The 21,052-nt window shown below is 68.3% G+C and carries 22 protein-coding genes and 1 tRNA gene; 15 read left to right on the top strand and 8 right to left on the bottom strand.

The window, feature by feature from the left end:
- Positions 1-19 precede the first annotated feature (19 nt).
- Positions 20-403, bottom strand: a complete 384-nt coding sequence (locus ACN267_RS21035) for a GNAT family N-acetyltransferase (protein ID WP_421489433.1) — start codon at positions 401-403, stop codon at positions 20-22.
- 383 nt (positions 404-786) lie between these two features.
- Here ACN267_RS21035 and ACN267_RS21030 point away from each other — a divergent pair, with 383 nt between their 5' ends.
- The 12 genes from ACN267_RS21030 (at position 787) to ACN267_RS20975 (ending at position 9,797) form a co-directional block, all read left to right on the top strand.
- A complete protein-coding gene (locus ACN267_RS21030) occupies positions 787-1,314 on the top strand; it encodes a DUF6244 family protein (RefSeq protein ID WP_421489432.1) in 528 nt (175 codons plus the stop codon).
- 209 nt (positions 1,315-1,523) lie between these two features.
- Positions 1,524-1,910 (top strand): hypothetical protein, encoded by a 387-nt coding sequence (locus ACN267_RS21025; RefSeq protein WP_421490464.1) that lies wholly within the window; start codon positions 1,524-1,526, stop codon positions 1,908-1,910.
- Positions 1,911-1,923: 13 nt separating this feature from the next.
- Positions 1,924-2,373: a SitI3 family protein gene (locus ACN267_RS21020; protein ID WP_421489431.1), complete on the top strand. Its 450-nt coding sequence runs from the start codon at positions 1,924-1,926 to the stop codon at positions 2,371-2,373.
- 162 nt (positions 2,374-2,535) lie between these two features.
- A complete protein-coding gene (locus tag ACN267_RS21015) occupies positions 2,536-2,868 on the top strand; it encodes a hypothetical protein (RefSeq protein WP_152748165.1) in 333 nt (110 codons plus the stop codon).
- Between the two features lie 421 nt (positions 2,869-3,289).
- Positions 3,290-3,814: a hypothetical protein gene (locus tag ACN267_RS21010; protein WP_421489430.1), complete on the top strand. Its 525-nt coding sequence runs from the start codon at positions 3,290-3,292 to the stop codon at positions 3,812-3,814.
- Positions 3,815-3,837: 23 nt separating this feature from the next.
- Positions 3,838-4,572 (top strand): serine/threonine protein kinase, encoded by a 735-nt coding sequence (locus ACN267_RS21005; RefSeq protein WP_421489429.1) that lies wholly within the window; start codon positions 3,838-3,840, stop codon positions 4,570-4,572.
- Between the two features lie 240 nt (positions 4,573-4,812).
- Positions 4,813-4,885 (top strand) — tRNA-Arg (locus ACN267_RS21000).
- Between the two features lie 64 nt (positions 4,886-4,949).
- Positions 4,950-5,375 carry a hypothetical protein gene (locus ACN267_RS20995; protein WP_421489428.1) on the top strand — a complete coding sequence of 142 codons (426 nt, stop codon included), beginning with the start codon at positions 4,950-4,952 and terminating at the stop codon, positions 5,373-5,375.
- Positions 5,376-5,389: 14 nt separating this feature from the next.
- The gene (locus tag ACN267_RS20990) at positions 5,390-5,935 is read left to right on the top strand and encodes a GNAT family N-acetyltransferase (protein WP_421489427.1); all 546 of its coding nucleotides are present in this window, start codon (positions 5,390-5,392) and stop codon (positions 5,933-5,935) included.
- Between the two features lie 52 nt (positions 5,936-5,987).
- Positions 5,988-6,356 carry a hypothetical protein gene (locus tag ACN267_RS20985; protein WP_421489426.1) on the top strand — a complete coding sequence of 123 codons (369 nt, stop codon included), beginning with the start codon at positions 5,988-5,990 and terminating at the stop codon, positions 6,354-6,356.
- Between the two features lie 412 nt (positions 6,357-6,768).
- Positions 6,769-8,208 (top strand): pentapeptide repeat-containing protein, encoded by a 1,440-nt coding sequence (locus ACN267_RS20980; protein ID WP_421489425.1) that lies wholly within the window; start codon positions 6,769-6,771, stop codon positions 8,206-8,208.
- A 716-nt stretch (positions 8,209-8,924) separates the two neighbouring features.
- Positions 8,925-9,797 (top strand): DUF6602 domain-containing protein, encoded by an 873-nt coding sequence (locus ACN267_RS20975; protein WP_421489424.1) that lies wholly within the window; start codon positions 8,925-8,927, stop codon positions 9,795-9,797.
- On the opposite strand, the gene ACN267_RS20970 is transcribed toward ACN267_RS20975, so the two are convergent.
- The 3 genes from ACN267_RS20970 to ACN267_RS20960 all read right to left on the bottom strand — a co-directional run bounded on the left by ACN267_RS20970 (position 9,789) and on the right by ACN267_RS20960 (position 12,877).
- The gene (locus ACN267_RS20970) at positions 9,789-10,289 is read right to left on the bottom strand and encodes a hypothetical protein (protein ID WP_421489423.1); all 501 of its coding nucleotides are present in this window, start codon (positions 10,287-10,289) and stop codon (positions 9,789-9,791) included. The genes ACN267_RS20975 and ACN267_RS20970 overlap by 9 nt on opposite strands.
- Positions 10,289-11,431 carry an ImmA/IrrE family metallo-endopeptidase gene (locus tag ACN267_RS20965; protein ID WP_421489422.1) on the bottom strand — a complete coding sequence of 381 codons (1,143 nt, stop codon included), beginning with the start codon at positions 11,429-11,431 and terminating at the stop codon, positions 10,289-10,291. Before ACN267_RS20965 ends, ACN267_RS20970 begins: the two co-directional genes overlap by 1 nt.
- Before the next feature lie 912 nt (positions 11,432-12,343).
- On the bottom strand, positions 12,344-12,877 hold the full coding sequence (locus tag ACN267_RS20960; RefSeq protein ID WP_421489421.1) for a hypothetical protein: 534 nt from the start codon (positions 12,875-12,877) through the stop codon (positions 12,344-12,346).
- Between the two features lie 179 nt (positions 12,878-13,056).
- Between ACN267_RS20960 and ACN267_RS20955 the strand changes: the two genes are divergently transcribed.
- The 3 genes from ACN267_RS20955 to ACN267_RS20945 all read left to right on the top strand — a co-directional run bounded on the left by ACN267_RS20955 (position 13,057) and on the right by ACN267_RS20945 (position 17,549).
- Entirely contained in the window at positions 13,057-14,355 is a 1,299-nt protein-coding gene (locus ACN267_RS20955; protein WP_421489420.1) for a hypothetical protein, read from the top strand.
- 154 nt (positions 14,356-14,509) lie between these two features.
- Positions 14,510-15,745: a hypothetical protein gene (locus ACN267_RS20950; RefSeq protein ID WP_204962077.1), complete on the top strand. Its 1,236-nt coding sequence runs from the start codon at positions 14,510-14,512 to the stop codon at positions 15,743-15,745.
- A gap of 112 nt (positions 15,746-15,857) precedes the next feature.
- Entirely contained in the window at positions 15,858-17,549 is a 1,692-nt protein-coding gene (locus tag ACN267_RS20945) for a choice-of-anchor D domain-containing protein (RefSeq protein WP_421489419.1), read from the top strand.
- A 122-nt stretch (positions 17,550-17,671) separates the two neighbouring features.
- Here the strand turns inward: ACN267_RS20945 and ACN267_RS20940 are convergent, their stop codons facing one another.
- From ACN267_RS20940 to ACN267_RS20925, 4 genes are all read right to left on the bottom strand, one after another.
- The gene (locus tag ACN267_RS20940) at positions 17,672-18,064 is read right to left on the bottom strand and encodes a PAAR domain-containing protein (RefSeq protein WP_204962075.1); all 393 of its coding nucleotides are present in this window, start codon (positions 18,062-18,064) and stop codon (positions 17,672-17,674) included.
- A gap of 33 nt (positions 18,065-18,097) precedes the next feature.
- On the bottom strand, positions 18,098-18,868 hold the full coding sequence (locus ACN267_RS20935; protein ID WP_421489418.1) for a helix-turn-helix transcriptional regulator: 771 nt from the start codon (positions 18,866-18,868) through the stop codon (positions 18,098-18,100).
- Positions 18,865-20,217 carry a hypothetical protein gene (locus ACN267_RS20930; RefSeq protein ID WP_204962073.1) on the bottom strand — a complete coding sequence of 451 codons (1,353 nt, stop codon included), beginning with the start codon at positions 20,215-20,217 and terminating at the stop codon, positions 18,865-18,867. The genes ACN267_RS20935 and ACN267_RS20930 overlap by 4 nt, the downstream gene beginning before the upstream one ends.
- A gap of 112 nt (positions 20,218-20,329) precedes the next feature.
- Positions 20,330-20,950: a Pvc16 family protein gene (locus ACN267_RS20925; RefSeq protein WP_204962072.1), complete on the bottom strand. Its 621-nt coding sequence runs from the start codon at positions 20,948-20,950 to the stop codon at positions 20,330-20,332.
- Between the last annotated feature and the right edge of the window lie 102 nt (positions 20,951-21,052).

Below are 21,052 nucleotides of genomic sequence, written 5' to 3'. Positions count from 1 at the left end.
CCGGGCCAATGTCGATTGATCAGGTGACGGCCAGGCGAAAGACCTGCCGGGAACCGCCTTCCGGACCGGGATCGACGGCTTCGGCAGGGGTGAATCCAAGGCGTTCGTAGAAGACACGTGCACCGCTGACGGAGGCACCAGGGTGATCGGCCCCGAAGGTGACCACCTCAACGGTGCCGGGGCCCCTCACAAACCGGCGCATCGCTTCCGCCATCAGCGTACGGCCGACGCCCTTTCCCCGTGCCTGCTCAGATACGACAAGCCAGTGGACGTGGTAGGTCGGGGCCTTCGCCGCGAACAACAGCCCACCCAGGAGGTCCGGCCCCGAATCAACAGCGACGATCGCCGTGGACCGGCGAACGTGCTTGCGGACAGCGTCATGGAAGCCGAGATCCTCGGTCATCGGGCCGAACCAACACTCGACCTCAGCCGCTAGGCTAAGGAAACCATGGAAGTCTTGCTCCCCCGCGAGTCTGACGATCACCCGAGCAGTCTGACAGGAGCGAGGCAAACCTTGCCTGACGCGGCACTATGCACGCGGGGTGAGCGGGATCAGCCAGCAGATCGTCTCCCGCCGCAGCCGGCGGCCACTGCGCCTTGGGGTTTCCTACCGATCCTCCCGACGCGAACACCTGCATCGCCGTTCCTTCGATCGTCTGTGCGAGTGCTCACTGGCGGCGGCTGCCTGGGGCAACGACCGCTCTACGGGTCTGGTTGCCTCGCGAGTAGCCCGGTAGGTTCAGGCATCAAGAACTTTCATTACCCTCGATTGGAGATGCCGGCTACGTGTCGCAGATCGAGAAGATCGCCGGTGAACTCCGCGCGTTGATGGCTGGGGTCGAACGCGCGCAGGGGTTGGCAGCCGCCGCCGACAGTCAGGCGCAGGAGGTGGCGTTGCGGGCCGCCAGCGCGGGCTTCCTCGCGGTGGCGGCGGGTATGGCGCGGGTGCGCAACGCGATCACGGGCATCCAGGGCGGCCTGGGAAGTCTCGCCGGTTCGATCGGTGAGGCGACGAAGGCCACCGCGGCGGTGCCGAACGAAGCCACCCCGCAGGAGACGATCGCCGGGCTGGCACCGGTGCAGAGCGCCGTGGACGCCGCTCGTGACGCGGCGACTGGTGCCATCACCGGAGTCGGTGAGGCGCAGCAACTCGTCGCCGTGGTTCTGCAGGGCGGGCAGCCCGGGCCGCTGTTGCAGGCTTTGGAGGCCATCAAGCAGGTCTTGGTGCTGGTCGTGCAGCGCACCGGCGGGGCCCGGCAGGCCGTCGAAGCGGCGATCGCGCAGGCCCGGCAGTTGGGGTCGTCGGGAAACTGACGGGGGCTGGCGGTCATCCACCGGCCAGCCCTACCCCTGCTACCACCGGCGGCCCATCCCCGACGGCCCCCACCCTGGGCGGCACCGTCTCCACCGACGCTGACGCAGTAACCCCGTGGGCCAGGCGTCCCACCGGCGTCGCCGGCGGGCCACCTACCGGACGTCGAACTCGCATCTCGCCGAACGAGAAGCCTCGGGAGCGGCGTGCCCTGGAGTTGGAGAACGAGTGTGCCGACAGGGTCGCCAGCAAGGGGTACCGGGTTCACCAGAACCCCACGAGGCAGGAGGTCGCGGACGCTCGACGCGAGACCGGGGATTCTGGGAGGCCGGAGAAAGCGCCCGATTTCCTCATCGAGGGGCATGTGTTCGACTGCTACGCGCCCACTGCTCCTGTGCCGGCCCGCGCCGTCTGGAGCGCCGTGTCCAGGAAGGTTGACACGGAGCAGACCCAACGCGTGATGTTGAACCTCCACGACTGGCGAGGAGACCTCGCCGCCCTGCACCAGCAGTTCCACGACTGGCCCATCAAAGGGCTGAAGGAACTGGCAGCGGTAACGCGCGACGGTGCGATCATTCAGATCATCCGGCGAGACTGATGAAGGGATGCAGATGGCTGTCGAGTACCGGCTGACGCTGGCGGGCAACATCCCACTCGAACAGGTAGCGGAGCTGGCTGCTCCCGGAGCGGTCGAGACGTCCACGGCGTCCGGCGGCAGGATGCTCAGCGCCGACCTGAACGACGAGCACGGGTACGTCGTGGACATCACCGGCGGCCGGCACGGCTACTACAGCGCCGAGGACGACGGTGGCGGTCTGTGGGAATGGGAGCCGGAGACCTACGTCGACGTCAGCTTCTACATGCGCAAGGACACCCTGGTCGACAAGGGCAAGCCCCACATGCTGGCGGCCGTGGCCAAAATCCTCACCGGCAGGGCCGAGGACGCCGCCCTGACCATCAACGGCGATGTCCTGATGCTGACGCGCGTCGCGGGCACCCTTCAAAAGCACAACACTGACGGCTGGTACGACAAAGACTACGACAGGATTCTTCACCCCTGACAGGTATGTCTGTCAGCGACATGGCGACTGCCCGGAGGGCGACCGGCGGCTCGCAAGGCCTCGTGATAGCCGAAGATGGGGACGCTCCGAAGGGCCTGGATGGCCAGAAGTGTGGCGGATCAGCTGAACCGTCGCGGGTTGAACCTGTTCTACCGTGACCAGATGCCTGAGACGTTCGAGGTCGACCGAGTCGACCGAATCGCGGACATCCTTTTCGGTGTGGCGACAGCGAAGGGACTGATCGGCTATGGCCCCCTCGCGAAGCGGGTGGACACAAGGCCGGACTTCCTGAGCCAGCCGCTCGACAAGGTCTCCCGTCGAGCGTTCGACAAGGGTGAGCCGCTGTGGAGCGCGTTGGTCGTCTCCCGTAGCACCAACCGACCGAGTTCGGGCTTCTACGGCCTGGCTCGAAAGATGCGGCCCGAGTATGCCTCGCTGGGTGACGACGAGTTGTGGGAGCAGGAACGCGAGCGCTGTTACGAAGCGGCCTCCTAAAATCGTAAGCCTGCAGAGCTGCCCAGGTGGGCTCTCGATCGCTGGACTAATATTCCGACACGCCCCGCCGGCAAGCGTTGATCTGATTACCCAAGGATGTGCACCTTGCGCCTGACGAAGCAGGTGATTCAACAACTGTTGGATCAGAATGAAGGATTCAAGGCATCGACTCACTATAGCGACAGAAACAACACCAATGATAGGCACTATCAGATTGTGAGTGGAGAGTTACGTGTCCGCGAAACAGGTAAGACTTCATGGGCGGACAGTCGTTATGACAACGAGTTCATAGCTGACGAGGACCAAACGAGAAGGTTCCTGAGGAACAACCTTGGCGCCTTGAATACTGACGGCTTGAACATAGACTGAGACAACCAGCGCCACTTGATGTTGCAATTCGTCGCGCTCTCATCGGCTATGGGTGGTCGCCTGGTCGGTCGCGGTCAGCAGCGCGGCGAGACGCTGGTGCACCCAGGAGCCGGGACCTGCCTACGCCGGTGCGGCCGGGCCTGCCCGGCTGATTTCCGGCGGCGAAGCGCAGCGCCGAGGCCAGCCGGGCAAGGCAGGCGTCGACGTTAGGTCAGTGTTCGCAGGCGCGACCGGTGTGGTCGGGCAGAACCGTAGCGTGACGACGGCCGACGTGCTCGACGGTGGCGCGCAGCGGCCCGCTGGCGGCCAGGTCGACATCCTGCCGGCTGTTGCGCCACGACCAGTCACTCTGATGTCGCAGCATCTCCCGCACGTAGGGATCGCGCAGCAATCCCTCGCGGTCACGCCTGCAGAGCGGGTGGTCGCATCGACCACGTTAGCGGCCAACAGCAACACTTCGGCGTACCTCGTCGGCGCCGACGACACATCCACCTGCGTCAAACTTTTCAGCCGGGGATACGACGCCACAAGCATGTGGCCCGCCATGTCCGCTGCGGGTAGCATCCGCGCTCGGTGAAGGGGACGCCTTACTCTCCTTGCGTGGAACTATCCCTGGACTCTGCGTTCGCGGTCTTCGACGCCCAGGACTCCGGGTGCGTCTCCTACGGCGTCGAGGCGTCCGGACGCCGCTGGTTCGTCAAGACAGCCACCACCGCGCCCAGTCGCTGTTCCTTGCTGCGGGCCGCCCGGTTCCACGCCGCGGTCCGGCACCCGGCGATCGTGCGCCCCGAGCACGTCCTCGACGGGCCGACGCTGGTGTACCCGTGGCATGACGGCAGCGTGCTGAACCACGCCACCGTCCACGGCTCGGACCGCAGCGCACTGCACCGGTTCCAGCAACTACCCCTGCCCGACGTTGAAACGGCCATCGCCACGATCCTCGACGCGCACCTGGCCGTCACCGCCGCCGGCTACGTCGCGGTCGACCTCTACGACGGCTGCTTTCTCTACGACTTCCACGCCCGCCGACTACGCCTGATCGACCTCGACGAGTACCGGCCCGGGCCGTTCACCCTAGACACCGACCGCCTCCCTGGGTCCCGCCGCTACATGGCCCCCGAAGAATTCGTCCGCGGCGCCGTCATCGACCAGCGCACCACCGTCTACACCCTCGGCCGCACCATCCACCACCTCCTCGACTCCCCACCCGGCTGGCGCGGCTCCCACCACCAAATGCAGGTAGCTGTAAACGCCACCGCCACGACACCTGCCGACCGATTCCCCGACGTGGCAGCACTCACTGCCGCTTGGCGCACCACCCTGCCGAGCCCGTAGCCCGGAGCGCGCATCGCGATCTTCGATGATGTGCGCGGTGTGTGCTCTCCAGCGGATGCCAACCGGGGTCAACCGGTGCCAACGCGGGTCACCGCGGCCGACCGCCGGTCGCAAACCGGGGTTCGTGTGCTCCGGGTGTGGTCCTGGGCTGGGAGAACGGGGGTCCGGGGAACGTGGGTGAACGTGGGCCACTCCCTGCCACCCCAGGTGAACCCCCAGGTCGCTAGACTAGGCCCTCGCGCCCCCGTAGCTCAGGGGATAGAGCATCGGTTTCCTAAACCGTGTGTCGCAGGTTCGAATCCTGCCGGGGGCACCTCGAAGATCAGCAGAAACGCCACTTGAGCAGCGGATACGTTCCCGCATCGATCGCTCGACCTATGCAGCCGCAGGACATGCGGCGCAGGTCGAACCGACGCGGCTTCACCCACCGGCAGCAGTACGGGCAGCGGATCACGCACACCCGACCGGAGGCCGGCGGCAATCGCAACACCGAGCGATACGCCCTGCGCGCCGCCCAGGCGTACGCCGACCCCAACGATCCCGCATGGGCGTTCGGCGACCAGGCCGGCTCACACGCCAACCTGGCCATTGCCCGTGTGGCCAGCGGTGACCTGGACGCTGCCGCCGAGGCACTGGCCCCCGTGCTCGACCTGCCCGCCGACCAGCGCATCAACGGCATCATCCACTCGGTGCGTCGCGTCCACCAGGCCATCACCCGCGCCGGCCACGCAGGCGACGCCCGTGACCTCATCGACGGCATCGAGCACTTCACCCACACCCCGGCCAACGCCCTGCCTCGATGAGGCACCATCTGGTCATGGACCCGATCACCATCCCCGGCCGCGTCATCACCCTGCGCGACATGCGCTCCGATGACGCGGCCGACGCGTGGGCAATCGTCGGCGACGACCGCGTCACCCAATGGCTCTCCTTCGACAGCCGGGACCAGGCCGCCGCCGTCGCCATGGTCGAAGGCACGATCGAACGCGCCCGGCACACCCCCCGCACCGAGTACTACCTAGCCGTCGCCGACGCGGACGATCGTATGGTCGGTTTCGCGCGACTCGGCCTCACCGGCCACCAAGCCGCCAAGCTCGGATACGCCATCAGCGCCGACCACTGGGGCAACGGCTACGCCACCGACGCCGCCCGTACGATGGTGGACTACGGCTTCCAGACGCTGAAGCTCCACCGCATCGCCGCAGCCATCGGCCCCGACAACGCCGCCTCCATCACCGTTGCCGAAAGACTCGGGATGCAGTACGAGGGCCGGCTACGCGACCACGTCTTCACCAACGGCGGATGGCGGGACTCCCTGCTCTACTCCATCCTCACCCAGGAGTGGGCCCCCGCCGCCGGCTGACGTGACGTCCGGGCGCGGAGCCGCCCGACAGCGCGCCGGTACGATCGCCGCCATGCGCGACGCCGACACGCCGCCGCAAGACCCCGCCGACGACCGATCGCACCCCGCAGCACTCACACCCCAGCAGCGCGCCGACCTGATCCGCGCAGCCGCCGCCGAGGTACGCGAGCGCGTGCAGGCGTGGCGCGACAACCCGAACTGGCGCAACACCCCAGGCAACAGCCACCGCTACGAGACAACCGTTGGCGCGATCGGTGTCCTCAGCGAGCTACCTGAGCCGGAAACCGAGGAAGCCGTAGCCAGCCTGGCGGATGCCGTCCGCCCGGTCGTCGTGGAGTGGCGCCCCAGCCGGCCAGGTCCGGAGCAGTCGATCTATGCAGCAGTGGAACGCCTCCGGCGGACGATCGACGCCAGCACGTAAGAGCCGATGTCATTGAAGGACACTCCACTGCCGGGACAACTGGTTCAACGTGGCCCCCGGCGGGCCGGTTGTACCGGTTGACAGAGCGCGCGACCAGTCGCTCCGTGTGCTCCACACTGGCCGCGCCCGGGGGCCCGTTGATGGCCACGACACGGGTTGCCTTGTACGGGCACGATGGCTCACTGTGACGAGACGGTTAAGTGCCGCCTTGATGGCGGCCGGCGGAGTGGTTTTGCTGTCGGGCGCTCTGATGCTGGTTCCCCGGCCGTGGTGGAAGGTCCTGGCTTCCGGTTGGCCAGTGCTGGTGCCGGTGGCGGTAGGCGTGGCGGCGCTGGTCGTGGGAGGCCTGTTGTGGCGGCGGGACAGCGCAAAGCATGAGGTGTCTGCTGCGCCGACGCCGCCGGATCGGCAGGTGCGGCCTCTGCGGTCGTGGGTGATCCCGGTCGGGGTGGTCCTGGTCGGAGTGGTCACCTGGGCCGCGGTCACCTGGTTGCAGGGTTCGGTGCCGGCCGTGGGCGATCAGGTGGAACGGGCGAAGGTGCGCATCGAGTCCATCCGCACCGCATTGACCATCGGCGCGGCGGTCACCGGCGCGTTCGCGCTGCTGCTGGCCTTCCGCCGGCAGCAGTTGGCCGAGCGCACCCAGCAGGCCACCGAGTACGACGCCGGAGAGAAACGCGTCACCGAGCTGTACGTCAAGGCCGCCGACCAGCTCGGCTCCGACAAGGCCCCGGTCCGCCTCGCCGGCCTGTACGCCCTGGAACGCCTCGCTCAGGACAACCCCATCCACCGGCAGAGCATCGTCGAAGTGATCTGCGCTTACCTACGCATGCCCTACACCCCACCCGACGACCAACCCACCCCCACACCCACAACTCAACCTATGGACGCCCCCGATCCAACTGCCACTCCGACGGCCACCCCTGGTGACAGCGACAAGCCAGGCGTGGACCCCCGAGAAGAACGACAGGTCCGCCTCGCGGCCCAACGCATCCTCGCCCGCCACCTACGGCCTACAACCCCAGAAGGAGGACCCCACCCCTTGTACTGGGGGCCGAAGGTGACCCTCGACCTCACTGAGGCTGTCCTCATCGACCTCGAACTCACCGGCTGCCACCTCCACAACGCCACCTTCATCAAAACCCGCTTCAGCGGCGACGCCTGGTTCAGCGAGGCGACGTTCAGCGGCGACGCCAGGTTCGGCGGGGTGACGTTCAGCGGCGTCGCCGGGTTCGGCGGGGTGACATTCGATGGCGTCGCCGGGTTCGGCGAGGCGACGTTCAGCGGCGACGCCTGGTTCGGCGAGGCGACATTCGATGGCGTCGCCGGGTTCGGCGAGGCGACGTTCAGCGGCGACGCCGGGTTCAGCGGGGTGACGTTCAGCGGCGACGCCAGGTTCGGCGAGGCGACGTTCAGCGGCGACGCCTGGTTCAGCGAGGCGACATTCGATGGCGTCGCCTGGTTCGGCGAGGCGACGTTCAGCGGCGACGCCTGGTTCAGCGGGGTGACGTTCAGCGGCGTCGCCTGGTTCGACAGGGCGACGTTCAGCGGCGACGCCTGGTTCAGCGAGGCGACATTCGATGGCGTCGCCGGGTTCGGCGAGGCGACGTTCAGCGGCGACGCCAGGTTCAGCGAGGCGACGTTCAGCGGCGACGCCTGGTTCAGCGAGGCGACATTCGATGGCGTCGCCGCGTTCGACAGGGCGACGTTCAGCGGCGACGCCAGGTTCAGCGAGGCGACGTTCAGCGGCGACGCCGAGTTCGACAGGGCGAGGTTCAGCGGTACCACGAGCTTCGATGGGGCCACCCTCGACGGGGTGAGGTACGACGGACCGGGGCCAGTTGCCGAATAGCATTGCCGAATTGACCTCTACGGGATCAAGCGCGCTCCGCGCGGCGCGGGCCGGGCGCGGTAACGGCTCCTGCGGAGCCGCCGCCCCGCTTGCCTTCGGCGGCGGGCCCGAAGCCACGCCCGCCCCGCGCGTCACCCCCTGGCTTTTGAAGGGAACCGGTGACGAGTCCCGGAGATTACCAGGACCAGGACGACGACCCCGATCCTCCGGACGGTCTTCCACCACGTGATGTCTCACCGCGGACCGGTCGACGGTCGGCCGGGGCGAAGTGGCCGAACGAAATCCGTCAGGCCGCTCACGGGTCCGAGGCAGGGAAGGGGTGGAGGTGGGGAAGGGGCGGCGGGGTGTGTGGCGGGTTGGGGTTAGGGCTGTGCCTCCGGCGGGGGCCAGACGACTCCGGGATGGAGTTGCCGAACGTTGCGGTGGGTGGGTGGTGGGGGTGGGATGCCATCCCGTCTGCCACCGACCCAGGCAGAGCCGAGCAGATCAGGGCCAGGGCGACAAGGTCGTTCGTCTGGTAGGGCGCTCCACCTTGTCACCCTGGCCCTGATCTGCCCCACGGTGTGTGGGTCGGCGGCAGACGGGATGGCAACGAACTTGGCTGGCCTAGGAAGGCGACGACGGGCCTTTGCGCAGGACCACATAGATGGAAACATCGTCTCTGCTGAGGGGCGGGGGAGCTTCCGCCTGGTCGTCGCAATGGGGAGCGGCTAAGGATGAGCATTGTTGAGACCTACTGGTCTGGGGTTTCTCGACGGCTGCAGGAAGAGGTGGATACATTCAACCGACTTATCGGCCACGCGGCCGAACAGGGTCGTGAGAACGAGCAGTCACTTATTGCACTGATGGAGCGTCTGCTTCCCCGAAGCCTCGGCGTCGGCACAGGAATTGTCATCGATGCCGACGGGAATCGGTCCAAGCAGTCTGACATCATTATCTTCGACTTGAACAATCAGCCGACAATCATGGCTCAGACGAATCAGATGCTGTTCCCGGTCGAAAACACCTTTATGGTGATAGAGGTAAAAACTACTTTGAATGACGATGAGGTAACCGACTGTGCAGAGAAAAAGAGGGCACTGAACAAGCTTCAGCCCCGAGGGGCTCGTCTCCCCGACTTTTGCGTGGTCGCATATCACGCCCAAGCGGCAACAGCGCCCATCACCGTGAAGCTTCTTCGGGCTATCGAGGAAGAGCGGCGACCGGATCTTCTCTGCGTCATATCAGGCGCGCTCCTAGCCGGTAGGTCAGAGTTTCTGACGGGCGCCGGCGATGGCGAATACCCTGCTGGCATTGCAGCCCTGCATCGACGGGATGCAGGCGGAAGAAGACTGTCTAATGACTGGGATGTACCGGCGTCGGGCGAGAGTGGGTCTTTCGTTCTGAGAGACGGGATTCGTCATCCCGTTACCCGTAAAGGAAGAAGGAATCAAGAGCGGCTCGTCGCAGAGCCAGGGCGTGCGCTACTCAACTTCTGCTCCATGATCCTCACCATGCTTGCTGCCAAGGGCGCTATCCCGGAGCCCTCTCTTCGCCATTACCTGCAAGATGAGGCCAAGGAGTTGGCTGCCATCCCAGATTCAAATTAGATAGCGAGAAGCCTTTGTGGCGGAAAGGAAATCACGAGCCGTAATCGAAGTGAGGCCCAGATTCGGGCAAGCATCGTTAAGGCACATGCGAGTCGGGAGGTTATTCCGGTCCTCGGTGACTACGTTAACTGTGGATAGAGAGTATTCACGCGAAATCATCACCGCCATGGCGGCCACTAGCACCGGCGATTGCTCGTTCTCGTCGTCATAGTCACATAGGTCTTCACAGAGGCCTAGAACTTCTTCCTGCCACTCGCTTGGGAGCTTCTTGAGCTGGCGATGGCCGCTGACGGCCTTGATCCATGTGTGGATCGTCTCGCCCTTGGCCCACCTGGCGCAGTCATGCATGATTTGGTCAGGAAAGCAGAGGTGGCCCGTTTTGACCAACTCGGTAAGCTCGTCCAGAACGAGCGGGAGTGAATCCGACGCGCAAAGCGTAGGGATTTCTAGCACCGCGTGATCATCGATGACGTATAGGGCCTCGCCATCCATCAGCCGACGTTCTCCAGCCGGCGCTCAAGGGTTCGGAGTTGTTCCCCGTTGACGTCCAGGTATTTGCGAGTGTCAGTCTCGGAAAGTAATCCGCGTTGACGTGCCGCGAGCACGGCACGAGCGTAGGTGGAACCGTATTCTCTGAGCCTGACGACTGGGGTAGTCTGCGCCTCCCTGGAGAACCCCAGGTCTACTTCTGTGTTGGGGTTCCGGACCAATTCATACAGCTTCCAGTCCGCCCAGCCAAGCTTAATGACACGAAGAGCGACGCATTGATAGCTAGCCTTGAATCGGTTAGAGATGCGCCGGATGGCGTCCAGGTCGTCGGGCTCAATCCGCGTTCGGCCCCGGCCAATTCTCAGCCGAACGTAGGTTTCGAGTTGTCGAGGCGGCATGAGGAACGCCCCCGCGAATTCATCGCACCATTTCTCCGTAGCATCATTGGGCTTCTCGCAGACTGCTTGCTCATTCTTGATGAGATGGCCAAGCTCGTGCAGAATTGTGAAAGAACGGGCTGCTGCTACCTGACCTTTGGTGTTGTATGCGATTACCGGAACGGTTTGATGCGCAATCGAAAACCCGCGACAATGGTTGTCGCCCATCGACAGCTGAAGAACGATGAAACCGCGGTCTTCAAGGGTGGCGCGAAGCATCTTCGTTACTGCCGTCTTGCTCGTCGCTTTTACTTGCTCGTCTAGGCGCCAGCCCAGCCACTTGCGCGCTGCCCTCGCTACCGACTCCACATCAGGAGAGTAGGCGGGGAGCGTGATTCCATCGCCAATTTCTAGCTGCTGCTGCGCCCAGGATACGACCTTCTGGCGCCGCAGAGCTTTGCGGATCTCGTCGAGTTCGTCTCGGGAAAGCGTGCGTTTTCCTGAATTCCCTATGGGTGAACGGAAGGCTGTCGGGGCAACAGTAACAGTGGGTGGCCGAGGCAGAAAGAATAGGGATGTCGGCCTGTGTAGCTCTTTGGCTATCGCTCTCAGTTGCCCGGTCCCTGGCTGAGCGGCCCCACTCAGCCACTCGGCAACCAGGTCCGATTTTACGTGTAGGTCACCTGCTAGCTGCTCTTGGCTGACTCCGGCCTGTTCCATCGCCCAAGCCAGCATGGTGGGATTGATAGACATCTTCACCGCCGGCATATCTAGAGTCTACCCAGAGTGACGCGTTGCGTCACCTGTGGAGAGATGGATCTTTGGGTCCTGTCGTCTGCTTGACAAATGGTGAGTGCAGGAGTCCATGGTGGACTACCGTGCAGCTCGGCTCGTTACGGTGAGAACAATGCGCGTCATAGTGTCCTTTTTGTTCACTATTTACCTATCTTGGTCCGCCTTGCGGGGCACCATCAAGTATCGAACATGCGTACGACACTCTCGTTCAGATGTGTGATCGAGAATTTGACCTTGATCCTCGTTCGGGCTGGTCCGCGCTAGGTCATACGGCTCAAAGTGCCTCCCCGTTCAAGCGGGGGTTGGCGCGAAGGTGGGGATCGTCCCTGGCCTAGTGGCAGTGGGATGCCATGTCGACGACTGGGCCGGGCGGCAATGCAGCAGCGGAGTGCAGCAACCGAGCCAGGCGCAACAGCTTGAACGAGGCGATTAGGGGCAGTCCGGTGTTGGGGCGACCCCGCGAGGTTTCATCGCCCGGAGCTACGGATCAGAACATGGCTATACAGCCAAGCCAACCGACGGGCGCAGTGGGAGAGCGACCCAGTCGACAAGTTGAGCAAGCCAAGGGCGGGCCGACGCCAGCCGACGCGATTCTCGATCTTGCAGGATGGGGATTGCCATCGCGCTTGCGGCCTGCCCTGCGGGCGGCCTCCGGCCGTCCTCGGGCGTCCGCAGCGCCCTGTGCAGAGTGCGTGCAACGATCTTGCCGCACGGAGCAGGTGAGTAGCCCGGCTGCCCAAGTCGCGGCCACACTGGTCACGCTGCCGCTGTCGCCTTCCTAAACCGTGTGTCGCAGGTTCGAATCCTGCCGGGGGCACCTCCAAGATCAGCACGCCGACATCCTTCGGTCACCCTGTGGCCCAGCCCTGCGGCGCAGTCGCTGCTCTATCCGGGGCTGGGGACAGCATGGCGGTCGGCCCGCCGGACGATGTCCAGGAGCATGAGCAGCACCAGAGCCATCATGATGAACACCGCGAGGTAGAAGCCCCAGGCCACGTTCACCTCCCTGGCGGAGAGATGGTCACGCACGATGTCGCCGAGCCGGACCCCACCCGCGATCTCGTCCGCCGGGACGAAGCCGTACCCGCCCGGCGCGTCCACTGACGGGATCGCCAACCAGGAGACGGTTGCCACGAGCAGACCCGTCGTCCCGGTGAGCAGAAACAGCCAGCGCAGCCGTACCGACAGCGTCGGCCACCTGTTGGCGTAGACGCCACAGGTCACGTAACCGACCGCCGCGACGACGCCGAGGAGCACGGCCAGCGACCAGGCCGATGAGCTGTGCCACGCCGTGGCTGTGTTGACGTGGAGGGTCTGCTGTCCGCTGCCGTACCGGCTGACCGTCCAGCTCAACCGGTACCAGGGGAGGAAGCTGTCGGCCAGCAGCAGCACGCCGAGCGCCGCGATGGACCGCTTCAACCACGGTGAGCGGAGACGGCCGTGAAGGTTGTGCCGGATACCGGGTCGCATGGACGAATGTTGGCCTGTCGCGACGTTCCCCGTTGTCCGGGGTGCAGACTCGGCTACGGCAGTCAGGCCCGACAGGCGGGGGGCGACGAGGTCGGACGTCGTCTGGCGGTGCCGGATAGGGTGCTGTCGTGCTGACACTGCCGTGCGGGCATCCGGCGGATGCGGCCACCAGCCGGGTCTGCTCCCACCTGGTCGGCGTGCCGGAGGACCGGGAGGTGGCGTGCTTCCGCCTGCTGACCGGGCGCGGGCTGGCGTTCGACCTGGTCTGCCGGGAGTGCGGCGAGGCCGGTGGGTCGCCCGCGCTGGTCGTGGTGTGCGAGGGGTGCGTCGACCGGCTCGTCGAGGACGGGGAACTGCTCGGCTGGCGCGGCGAGCCGGAGATCCTGCAACGGCCGGAACCGCTCGATGCGACGGTGTCGGACTGGCCGCTGCCGGTGTCACTGGGGCAGGTGATCGATCTCGCCCCGGTCGACGACGCCGACGGCTCCCGCTGGCTGGTGCTCACCGCCGACGGCACGATCGTCGCGCTCGACCCGGACGACGACCGGGCCACCGTGCTGGCCACCGTCGAGTTGGTCGACGAGCCGGGGCAGCAGCCGTGGCTGGACCGTCGGCTACGACGCCGGCTGCACGTCTCCGGCTGTGGCCGCTTCGCCGCCGTGGTCAACGACTTCGGCCGGTACGGACGGGTGGTGGATCTCGGCCGGGGCGGTGTGGTGACGCTCGCCCTCGACGGCGGGGACTACCACGCGAACACGGTGCCGTTCGCGCTGGCCTTCGCCCGGGTCGACGGCCGACCGGTGGTGGTGCACCGCACCCGGTGGAACCGGCTCGACGTCAGCGACCCGGCCACCGGCGAACTGCTGACCGCACGTGAGCCGGAGACGACATCGGAGGGGGAGCGGCCGGCGCACCATCTCGACTACTTCCACGGCCGGTTGCTCTGCTCCCCGGGCGGTCGGGTCCTCGCCGACGACGGCTGGGTCTGGCATCCGGTCGGGGTGCCCTCGGTGTGGGCGTTACGCCCGTGGTTGGACGGCAACGTGTGGGAGTCCGAGGACGGGCCGACCCGTCGGGCGCTGTGCCAGCGCGACTACTTCTGGAACGGGCCGCTCTGTTTCGTCGGTGACACGCTGCTGGCCGTCGGAGGGCTCGGCGACGCCGACGAGACGATGCTGCCCGGCGTACGCCTGTTCGACGTGGCCTCGGGCCGCGAGCTGACCACCTTCGCCGGGCCCGCCGGGGCCTGGTTCTCCGACGGCCGGCGGCTCTACTCGGCGCACCCCGACGGCCTGCACGTCTGGGACCCGCTGACCGGGCACCGTACCGCGACGGTGCCCGGCTTCGTGCCGACCTGCCGGCACCGGGGCACCGGGGAACTCGCGGCGGTCACCGACGGGGTGTTGCGCCGGTGCCGGCCGGCGTGAGCGGGCCACCGCACGCGCGGCACCGACCCACCACCGGGCTTGCCCGCCGGGGCAGGGTGGACTGCCCCTAAGACGGTCGGTGGCCGCGTACCGTGCCGGCCGGGTTCGGGGCAGGGTGGCCGGGTCGACTGTCGCCGATCCGAAAAGAGCGGTCATGACCTGGGAAGACAACTACTGGGAAGATGCCACGCAGAGCCCGGACTACTTCCAGCTTGTCGAGTTCGCCACCGTCCTCGACGCCGACTACGGCACCCGGATGTTCGGCAGGTGGATCGAGCAGATGCACCCGGACCGCCACGACCTGATCCGCAGCCTGGAGTACCTGCTGGTCACCTACCGGCACGGCGACGACGCGCGGGCGACGCTCGACACGTTCGAGCGTCAACTGCCCCGGCCGTGGGACGACTGGGCGATGACCACGGCGCTGACGGAGACCGCCCAACGGTTCCCGGACGTGCCTGTCGAACTCCGCAACGATGACGACTTCACCGCGCTGGCCGCGTTGCTGCTCGACGACGAGCAACTGTTCGCGTTCTGGCGGGAGGAGGTGCAGCAGGCCGCCGTCCAGGCGCTGTCCGTGCCCGAGGTGATGCCCGCCTTCGTCGCCTCCTGCCAGGCCCTCGCCGAGGAGGCGCTCCGGTACCAGGGCAGGGGCAAGGAGGAGGAGAGCGACGAGGAGAGCGAGGAGAGCTACGACTACTCCGGCTACGACCGGGCGTTCGGTCACATCGCGTCCGACGACGACCTGGTGGCGCCCCCCGCCCCGGCGAAGTCGGTCCGGTTCGCGGAACCGCTGGTGGAGGGGGAGGACGCGCCGGAGTGGCAGCACAACGAGTTCAAGATCGGGGTGGCCTTCACCCTGAACCCGGAGGCCAACTCGAACCTGCCCGGCCACTACTCCTGGGCGCAGACCCAGGCCCTGGTCAGCCCGTGGGGGGTGGACGTGGACGAACTCGCCACCATGATCGGTACGGCGATGAACCGGATGCCCCGCATGTACCGGGACGACCGGCTGACCATCCACGTCTTCCCGCAGCACATCTTCATCACGGTGACCATCGACTCGGCCCTCAACGCGCACAACACCGGGATCATCGCCACCCTCACCGACGACGGGGCGTACGCGCACTACGTGCAGTTCAAGGACCTGGTGATGTTCTACACCGACGAGAGCGACATGGACACCCCGATCTACAACGTGCTCAAGACGTTCGGGGACCCGTGGGCCGGTGGCACGGCCGAGAGCTACGTGGTTCGCCACGGCCGGGGCCGCAAGGCGTACTTCACCGTCGACCCGGTGCGCACCAGCCACGAGCAGAGCGTGGCGGCGGTCGTCCGGCGTTGTTCCGGCGGGCTGGACGTCCGGGTGCTGACGGCCCGCCCGCAGTAGGGTGACAGCCGGCCGGGGCACCGGGTCGGTGCCCGAACGGGCAGCCGGGACTGCCCGCAGGACTTCCCGCGCGGTCGCGGTCGACCCGGTCGGGCCGCGTTCACTGTCCACCATGGCAGCGTCAGCGTCCCGTTCCCTGCGCGCCGCGTCGGCGTTCGCTGTGGTGGCACTCCTGGTGGCCGGCGCACCGCCGGCCGCGTACGCCGAGTTCTTCACGGCACCGCGACCGGCCGGTGGGCCGGCGTTGCGGATCAGCGTGGGCGACGGCGTCGCCCCCCTGGTCGGCGAACCGGCCGGGACGACCCTCGGGCTGACCCCGGGTGGCTCGGCGGTGGTCACCCGTACGGTGACCACCGCGACCATCCCGCCCCGGCCCGACGTGGTGCTGCTCGCCGACACGACAGGCAGCATGCAGGCGGCGCTGAACGACGTCCGGGTCAACGCGAAGCGGATCGTCGACGACATCAGCGGCGTCCAGCCCGACGCCCGGTTCGCGGTCGCCGAGTTCCGGGACGAGGGCGACGAGTTCGTCTTCCGGCTCAACCGGGATCTGACCGCCGTGCCGTCCGAGGTGCAGGATGCGGTGAACGTCTGGACCGCCGACGGCGGTGGCGACGACCCGGAGGCCGGGCTGAACGCCCTGTACTCCGTGGCCACCGGAGCGGTGAGCCTGCGGGCCGAGAGCAGCCCGATCGTGGTGATCTTCGGGGACGCGCCGTCGCACGACCCGAGCGTCGGCCACGACCTCGCCGGCACCATCGGGGCGTTGACCGACCGGGGTGTCCGGGTGGTGGCCGTGGACGTCGGCAACCCGGGCAGCTACTCCCTCGACCAGACCGGGCAGTTCACCGAGATCACCAGGCGGACCGGGGGCGTGCTGCTCAACGCCGCCGGCCCGTCCGAGGTCTCCAACGCCATCCTGGCCGGCGTCCGCGCCATCCAGAGCACCGTCGCCGCCCACGTCACCGACTGCGACCCGCAACTCACGGCGTCGGTCACCCCGGCCGAGCAGACCGTCGACAGCGGCGGCGCCGTCGACCTCACCGTCTCCGTCGCGGTCGACCCCGCGGCCCGCAACGGGGAGTACGCCTGCCGGCTCGACGTCTCCGTCGACGGCATCGTGCAGGGCGAGCCGGAACGGCTGACCGTGACCGTCAGCGGCGCGGCACCTGACGTACCCGTGCTGCACTCCGACGCCGCCACGCTCGACCTCGGCGAGGCCCCGCTCGGGGTGCCCTCGGCGGCCCGGACGGTGACCCTCACCAACACCGGCGACTACCCGCTGACCGTGGCCGCCGCCCTCGCCGAACAACCCCTCCCGGCGGTCTTCGCGGTCACCGGCTCCACCTGCGCCGGGGTGCTGGCCGTCGCCCGGTCCTGCACGATGGCCCTCACCGCCACCCCCCGGGCGATCGGCGCGGCCACGTCGGTGCTCAGCCTCGCCAGCGCCACCGACACCGGTGGGGTCGCCGCCCAGTCGCTGGCCCTGAGCGTGTCGGGTCGCAGCCCGACGTTGCAGTTCAACCCGGGCGTCGGCCGTCCCGGCCAGGTGGTCACCGCGCTCGGCCAGGGCTTCCCGGCGGGTGCCGAGGTGCTGGTCGGCTGGGTCGACGGCACCGGCACGGTGCCGGCGGTCGCCGACGCGTCCGGCCGGTTCGCGGTGCCGATGGTGGTCTTCGGGGAGGGGCTCGCCGGCCCCCGGGCTGCGCTCGCCTCGGTGCCGGCGGTCGGCCAGGTGACCAGCGGCACGTTCCTGGTGCAGTCGGCGACCGCCCAGCCGGGGCCCTTCACCCGCCGCCGCTGACCGGCCCGTCTGCCTGACCGGCCCGGACCCGGGCCATGGCCGGAACGCACCGGGTCCATGGGTGGGCGCACCGGGACCCGGGCGACCCCCCGGTGGGGGTCGCCCGGGGCATGCGGCCCGGCTCAGCCGACCAGCACCTGACCGGTGGCGATGATGCTGCCGGCCGGCAGCGGCGCGGGATCGTTGCAGGTGTTGACCTTGTCGCCGTGCCGGGCCGCCGGCTTGCCGTTGATCAGCACCAGCGGGCTGCCGGCGATGATCGTGCCCTGGTTGTTCGGTGGCGTCTGGAACGGCCCACCGGTCGGCACGTGCGGCGGGGCGTTCACCGCGACGCTACCGACGACGGCGGCCGGCTTGCCCTCGATCAGCACGTCGGTGCTGCACCCGTTGGCGATCGTCCCGGCGAAGGGCATCGGGGTGGGTGTCGGCACCGGCCCGGTCGGTGAGGGCACCATGATGATGTGCGTGTCGGTGCCGACCACCTTGTCACCGAGCTTCGCCGCAGGCACGCCCACGATGACAACCTCCCCTGAATCGACGGGACCGGATCAGATCAGCCCCTCGCGGATGGCGTGCGCGACCGCCTGGGTGCGGTTGCGGACACCGAGCTGGGTGGTGATCTCGTGCACGATGTTCTTGATGCTGCGTTCCGAGTAGGACAGTTCCCGGGCGATCGTCGCGATGTCCGCCCCGGCGGCGATCATCCGGAGCACGGCGAGCTGACGTGGGGACAGCGGCAGGATGGTCAACCCCCGGGGCGCCAACACCTGCCGCTGCGCCCGACCGACCCGGGTCAGCAGCGAGCTGAGCAGGTCGGTGGGGAGTCGCGCCTCGCCCCGGGCGGCGGCCCGGACCACCTCGCGCAGCAGGGTGGCGGTGCTCTCCGAACGGCGTACCAGGTTGAGGCCGCCCGCCTCGATCGCCTGGAGGCCGGCGGTGTCGTCGAGCTGCCCCACCACCAGCACCGGCCGGGGGGCCGGCCGGCCGGTCAGAGCGTCGAGCTGGGCCAGCAGCCATCCGTCCACCGTGTCGGCGACGATCACCAGGATGTCCGGGTCGTCGTCGGGGCCGGCCACCACGACCGGCCGCGCCCCTGCGGGTTCCTCCGCCCCGACGGTACCGAGCTGGGCGGTCACCCCGGCCTGGGAGATCGGGTCGCGGGAGCGGACCGCCGCGCGGACCGGCGTGGGGTGGGCCCTGCCCGCCGGGTGGTCGCCGTCGGCAGGATGGTCGACGTCGGCCGGGTCGTCGGTGCCCGCCGGGTGGGCGGTGTCGACCCGGCCGGCGGGGCGGGGGCCGGGGGCCTGCGGGTCGCTCATCGGCTGGGGGAGGGGCTCGGGGTGGGCGCGACCGGGACGAGCTGACCGGCGAAGTAGGCGGCCGGGGTGCACGCCGTGGTGCCCGGGTTCGCGCACTTCACCGCGACGGTCACCGGCTGACCGGCGGAGAACCGCAGCGGCTGGACGAAGTGGTAGTCCAGATCCCGGAAGTTGTTCAGGCCGGTCTCCAGCAGCACCGTGTCGCCCCGCCGCACCTGGAGCAGGCCGGCGTCGCCGTGCGGGTTCTGCAACACGATGTCGGTCACCCAGAGCACCTTCTTCTCGGCCGGCCGGTAGGTGGAAAGCGTGAACTCGTTGGTGGTGGTCGGCGACGCGCTGGTCGCCACCCGGAAGTCGGCGGCGGTCTCCGGGTCGGCGTTGTCAAGCGTCCCGCCCTGGGCACCCGGCCCGTTGCCGTTGCCCTTTCCGGTTTCGGTCGTCGGGCTCGGGGCCGCGCTCGGCTTGGGGCTGACGCCGGCCGCGACGATGGCCACCTTCTCGGCCTGCTCGGCGGTCTCCGCCGCCTCGCTGGCCTGGGTCTTCACCTCGGCCACCTCCTGGGACAACTCCTTGGTCTCCACCTGGGCGGCCTCCTTGGCGGTGGACTGCACGGTGGGCTTGAGCACCGCGAACCACAGCCCCACCAGGGCCACCGCCACCGCCGCGGCCACCAGCACCACCCGGGGCGACCAGGCCGGCAGGACGGACCGCTGCACCAGCAGGCCGTCGCTGGTGATCGGCTCGGCGTCGGGACGGGTCACCGCCACCTGGAACGGCAGGTTGCGGTCCGGGCCGAGCAGGAACCGCTTGCGGGGACGTACCCGCAGCTTCACGAACGTGGCCGTGCCCGGCCGCAGCACCGGCGCGGCCGGCAGCACCCGGAACGTCAGCAACCGGTCCGGGTCGGCGGGCAGCACCTCGACCGTGGTCTCCACGTTGCCGGTGTTGTCGATCACCAGCTGGTGCCGGGCGGCGCGTCGTGCCTGCGAGGTACGCGGCACCAGCTCCGTCGCCAGCTCCACGAAGGGCTGCACGGTGACCGTGCCCTCCTCGACCACCGAACCCTCGGGGTCCTCCCGCCCCCGCACCCGTACCCCGAAGTCGACGCTGCCGGCCGGCACGGTCGCCGCACGCGGCGGCGTGAACGTCACCCGCGCCTCCTGCTCGGTGCCGGGCAGCAGGTTCATCGTCGCCGGCTCGACCTCGGCCCACGGTGCGGCGTCGCCGACCACGTCCAGGGTGAACTGGTCGACGACGGCGGCGGTGTTACGCACCCGGACGGTGCAGCCGACCGTGCCACCGGCGGCGACGGTGAGGTCGGTCTCGACAAGTCCCACAGCGACACTCATGCCGGCAGTCTCGCCGCGCGGGCGGGGCCGGCAGAACCACGAACGAGGAACACCAAGGGGCAGCCGTGGCTACCTGAACGGGCAGCGGAACGCCTGATCGGGCAGCGGGACGTCACCGGGGCTCGCTGATCCCGCCCCGGGGCCGGCGGCCTGGCTGCCCGAGCCCGGGGCCGGCGGGCCGGCCACCGCCGCTGTTGACGCTGACCTCGCGCGGGGGCGGCGCCAGGTCGGTCTGCGTCTCCGGCACGAACGGCACGAGCAGTTGCAGGTGCAACCCGGTCCGGGCGGTCCCGCCGTACCCCACCCAGGCGGAACCGGCGTCCCCCTCGCGCCGGGGCGCGCTGCGCACCACCACCGGCTGACCGGCGCGGGCCACCGCGCCGGTCAGGAACCCGGACGGCAGGGCGGTGCAGCTCGCGCAGCCCACCAGCAGGTCACCCAGCAGCCGGTGCTCCCGCTCGGTGTCGGCCGCCCAGGCGGTCAACAGGTAGTTGAACCGGTACCGGCGGCCCGGCGGTCGACGCCCGACGAGCTGGCCGTCGGCGTCGCGCAGCTCGTCCCAGGTCGCCGAGACGCCCGCCGAGTCCTCCTCGACGTCCAGCAGGAACGCCGAGACCAGGTCACCGTCGGCGCGCTGCGCGCACCGGTCCGGCGGGTCGAAGACGACAGGCACGTCCGCCGGCAGGTAGTGGCCCAACCAGGCCCGGACCGACAGGTCGACATCCCAGATCATCCGTCCACCCTGCCGGCTGCCCGGACGGGAGCGCGGCCGGCGACCGGGCAGGCCGTCGGGGCGGATCGGTTGCCCTTGGGGGCAGTGGTGGCTACCCCGGCG

It is taken from the genome of Micromonospora sp. WMMD734, assembly GCF_049178975.1.
Taxonomy (GTDB): Bacteria; Actinomycetota; Actinomycetes; order Mycobacteriales; family Micromonosporaceae; genus Micromonospora; species Micromonospora wenchangensis.
The sequence above is the reverse complement of the archived record's forward strand: the minus strand, read 5'-3'. Positions and strand labels throughout refer to the sequence as shown.

Bases quoted from the DNA above. Each gene is read 5' to 3' on its own strand.
- ACN267_RS21035 (WP_421489433.1), bottom strand. From the start codon at position 403: ATGACCGAGGATCTCGGCTTCCATGACGCTGTCCGCAAGCACGTTCGC.
- ACN267_RS21020 (WP_421489431.1), top strand. From the start codon at position 1,924: ATGGCTGTCGAGTACCGGCTGACGCTGGCGGGCAACATCCCACTCGAA.
- ACN267_RS21015 (WP_152748165.1), top strand. From the start codon at position 2,536: ATGCCTGAGACGTTCGAGGTCGACCGAGTCGACCGAATCGCGGACATC.
- ACN267_RS20995 (WP_421489428.1), top strand. From the start codon at position 4,950: ATGCAGCCGCAGGACATGCGGCGCAGGTCGAACCGACGCGGCTTCACC.
- ACN267_RS20990 (WP_421489427.1), top strand. From the start codon at position 5,390: ATGGACCCGATCACCATCCCCGGCCGCGTCATCACCCTGCGCGACATG.
- ACN267_RS20985 (WP_421489426.1), top strand. From the start codon at position 5,988: ATGCGCGACGCCGACACGCCGCCGCAAGACCCCGCCGACGACCGATCG.
- ACN267_RS20975 (WP_421489424.1), top strand. From the start codon at position 8,925: ATGAGCATTGTTGAGACCTACTGGTCTGGGGTTTCTCGACGGCTGCAG.
- ACN267_RS20970 (WP_421489423.1), bottom strand. From the start codon at position 10,289: ATGGATGGCGAGGCCCTATACGTCATCGATGATCACGCGGTGCTAGAA.
- ACN267_RS20965 (WP_421489422.1), bottom strand. From the start codon at position 11,431: ATGCCGGCGGTGAAGATGTCTATCAATCCCACCATGCTGGCTTGGGCG.
- ACN267_RS20950 (WP_204962077.1), top strand. From the start codon at position 14,510: ATGACCTGGGAAGACAACTACTGGGAAGATGCCACGCAGAGCCCGGAC.
- ACN267_RS20945 (WP_421489419.1), top strand. From the start codon at position 15,858: ATGGCAGCGTCAGCGTCCCGTTCCCTGCGCGCCGCGTCGGCGTTCGCT.
- ACN267_RS20935 (WP_421489418.1), bottom strand. From the start codon at position 18,868: ATGAGCGACCCGCAGGCCCCCGGCCCCCGCCCCGCCGGCCGGGTCGAC.
- ACN267_RS20930 (WP_204962073.1), bottom strand. From the start codon at position 20,217: ATGAGTGTCGCTGTGGGACTTGTCGAGACCGACCTCACCGTCGCCGCC.
- ACN267_RS20925 (WP_204962072.1), bottom strand. From the start codon at position 20,950: ATGATCTGGGATGTCGACCTGTCGGTCCGGGCCTGGTTGGGCCACTAC.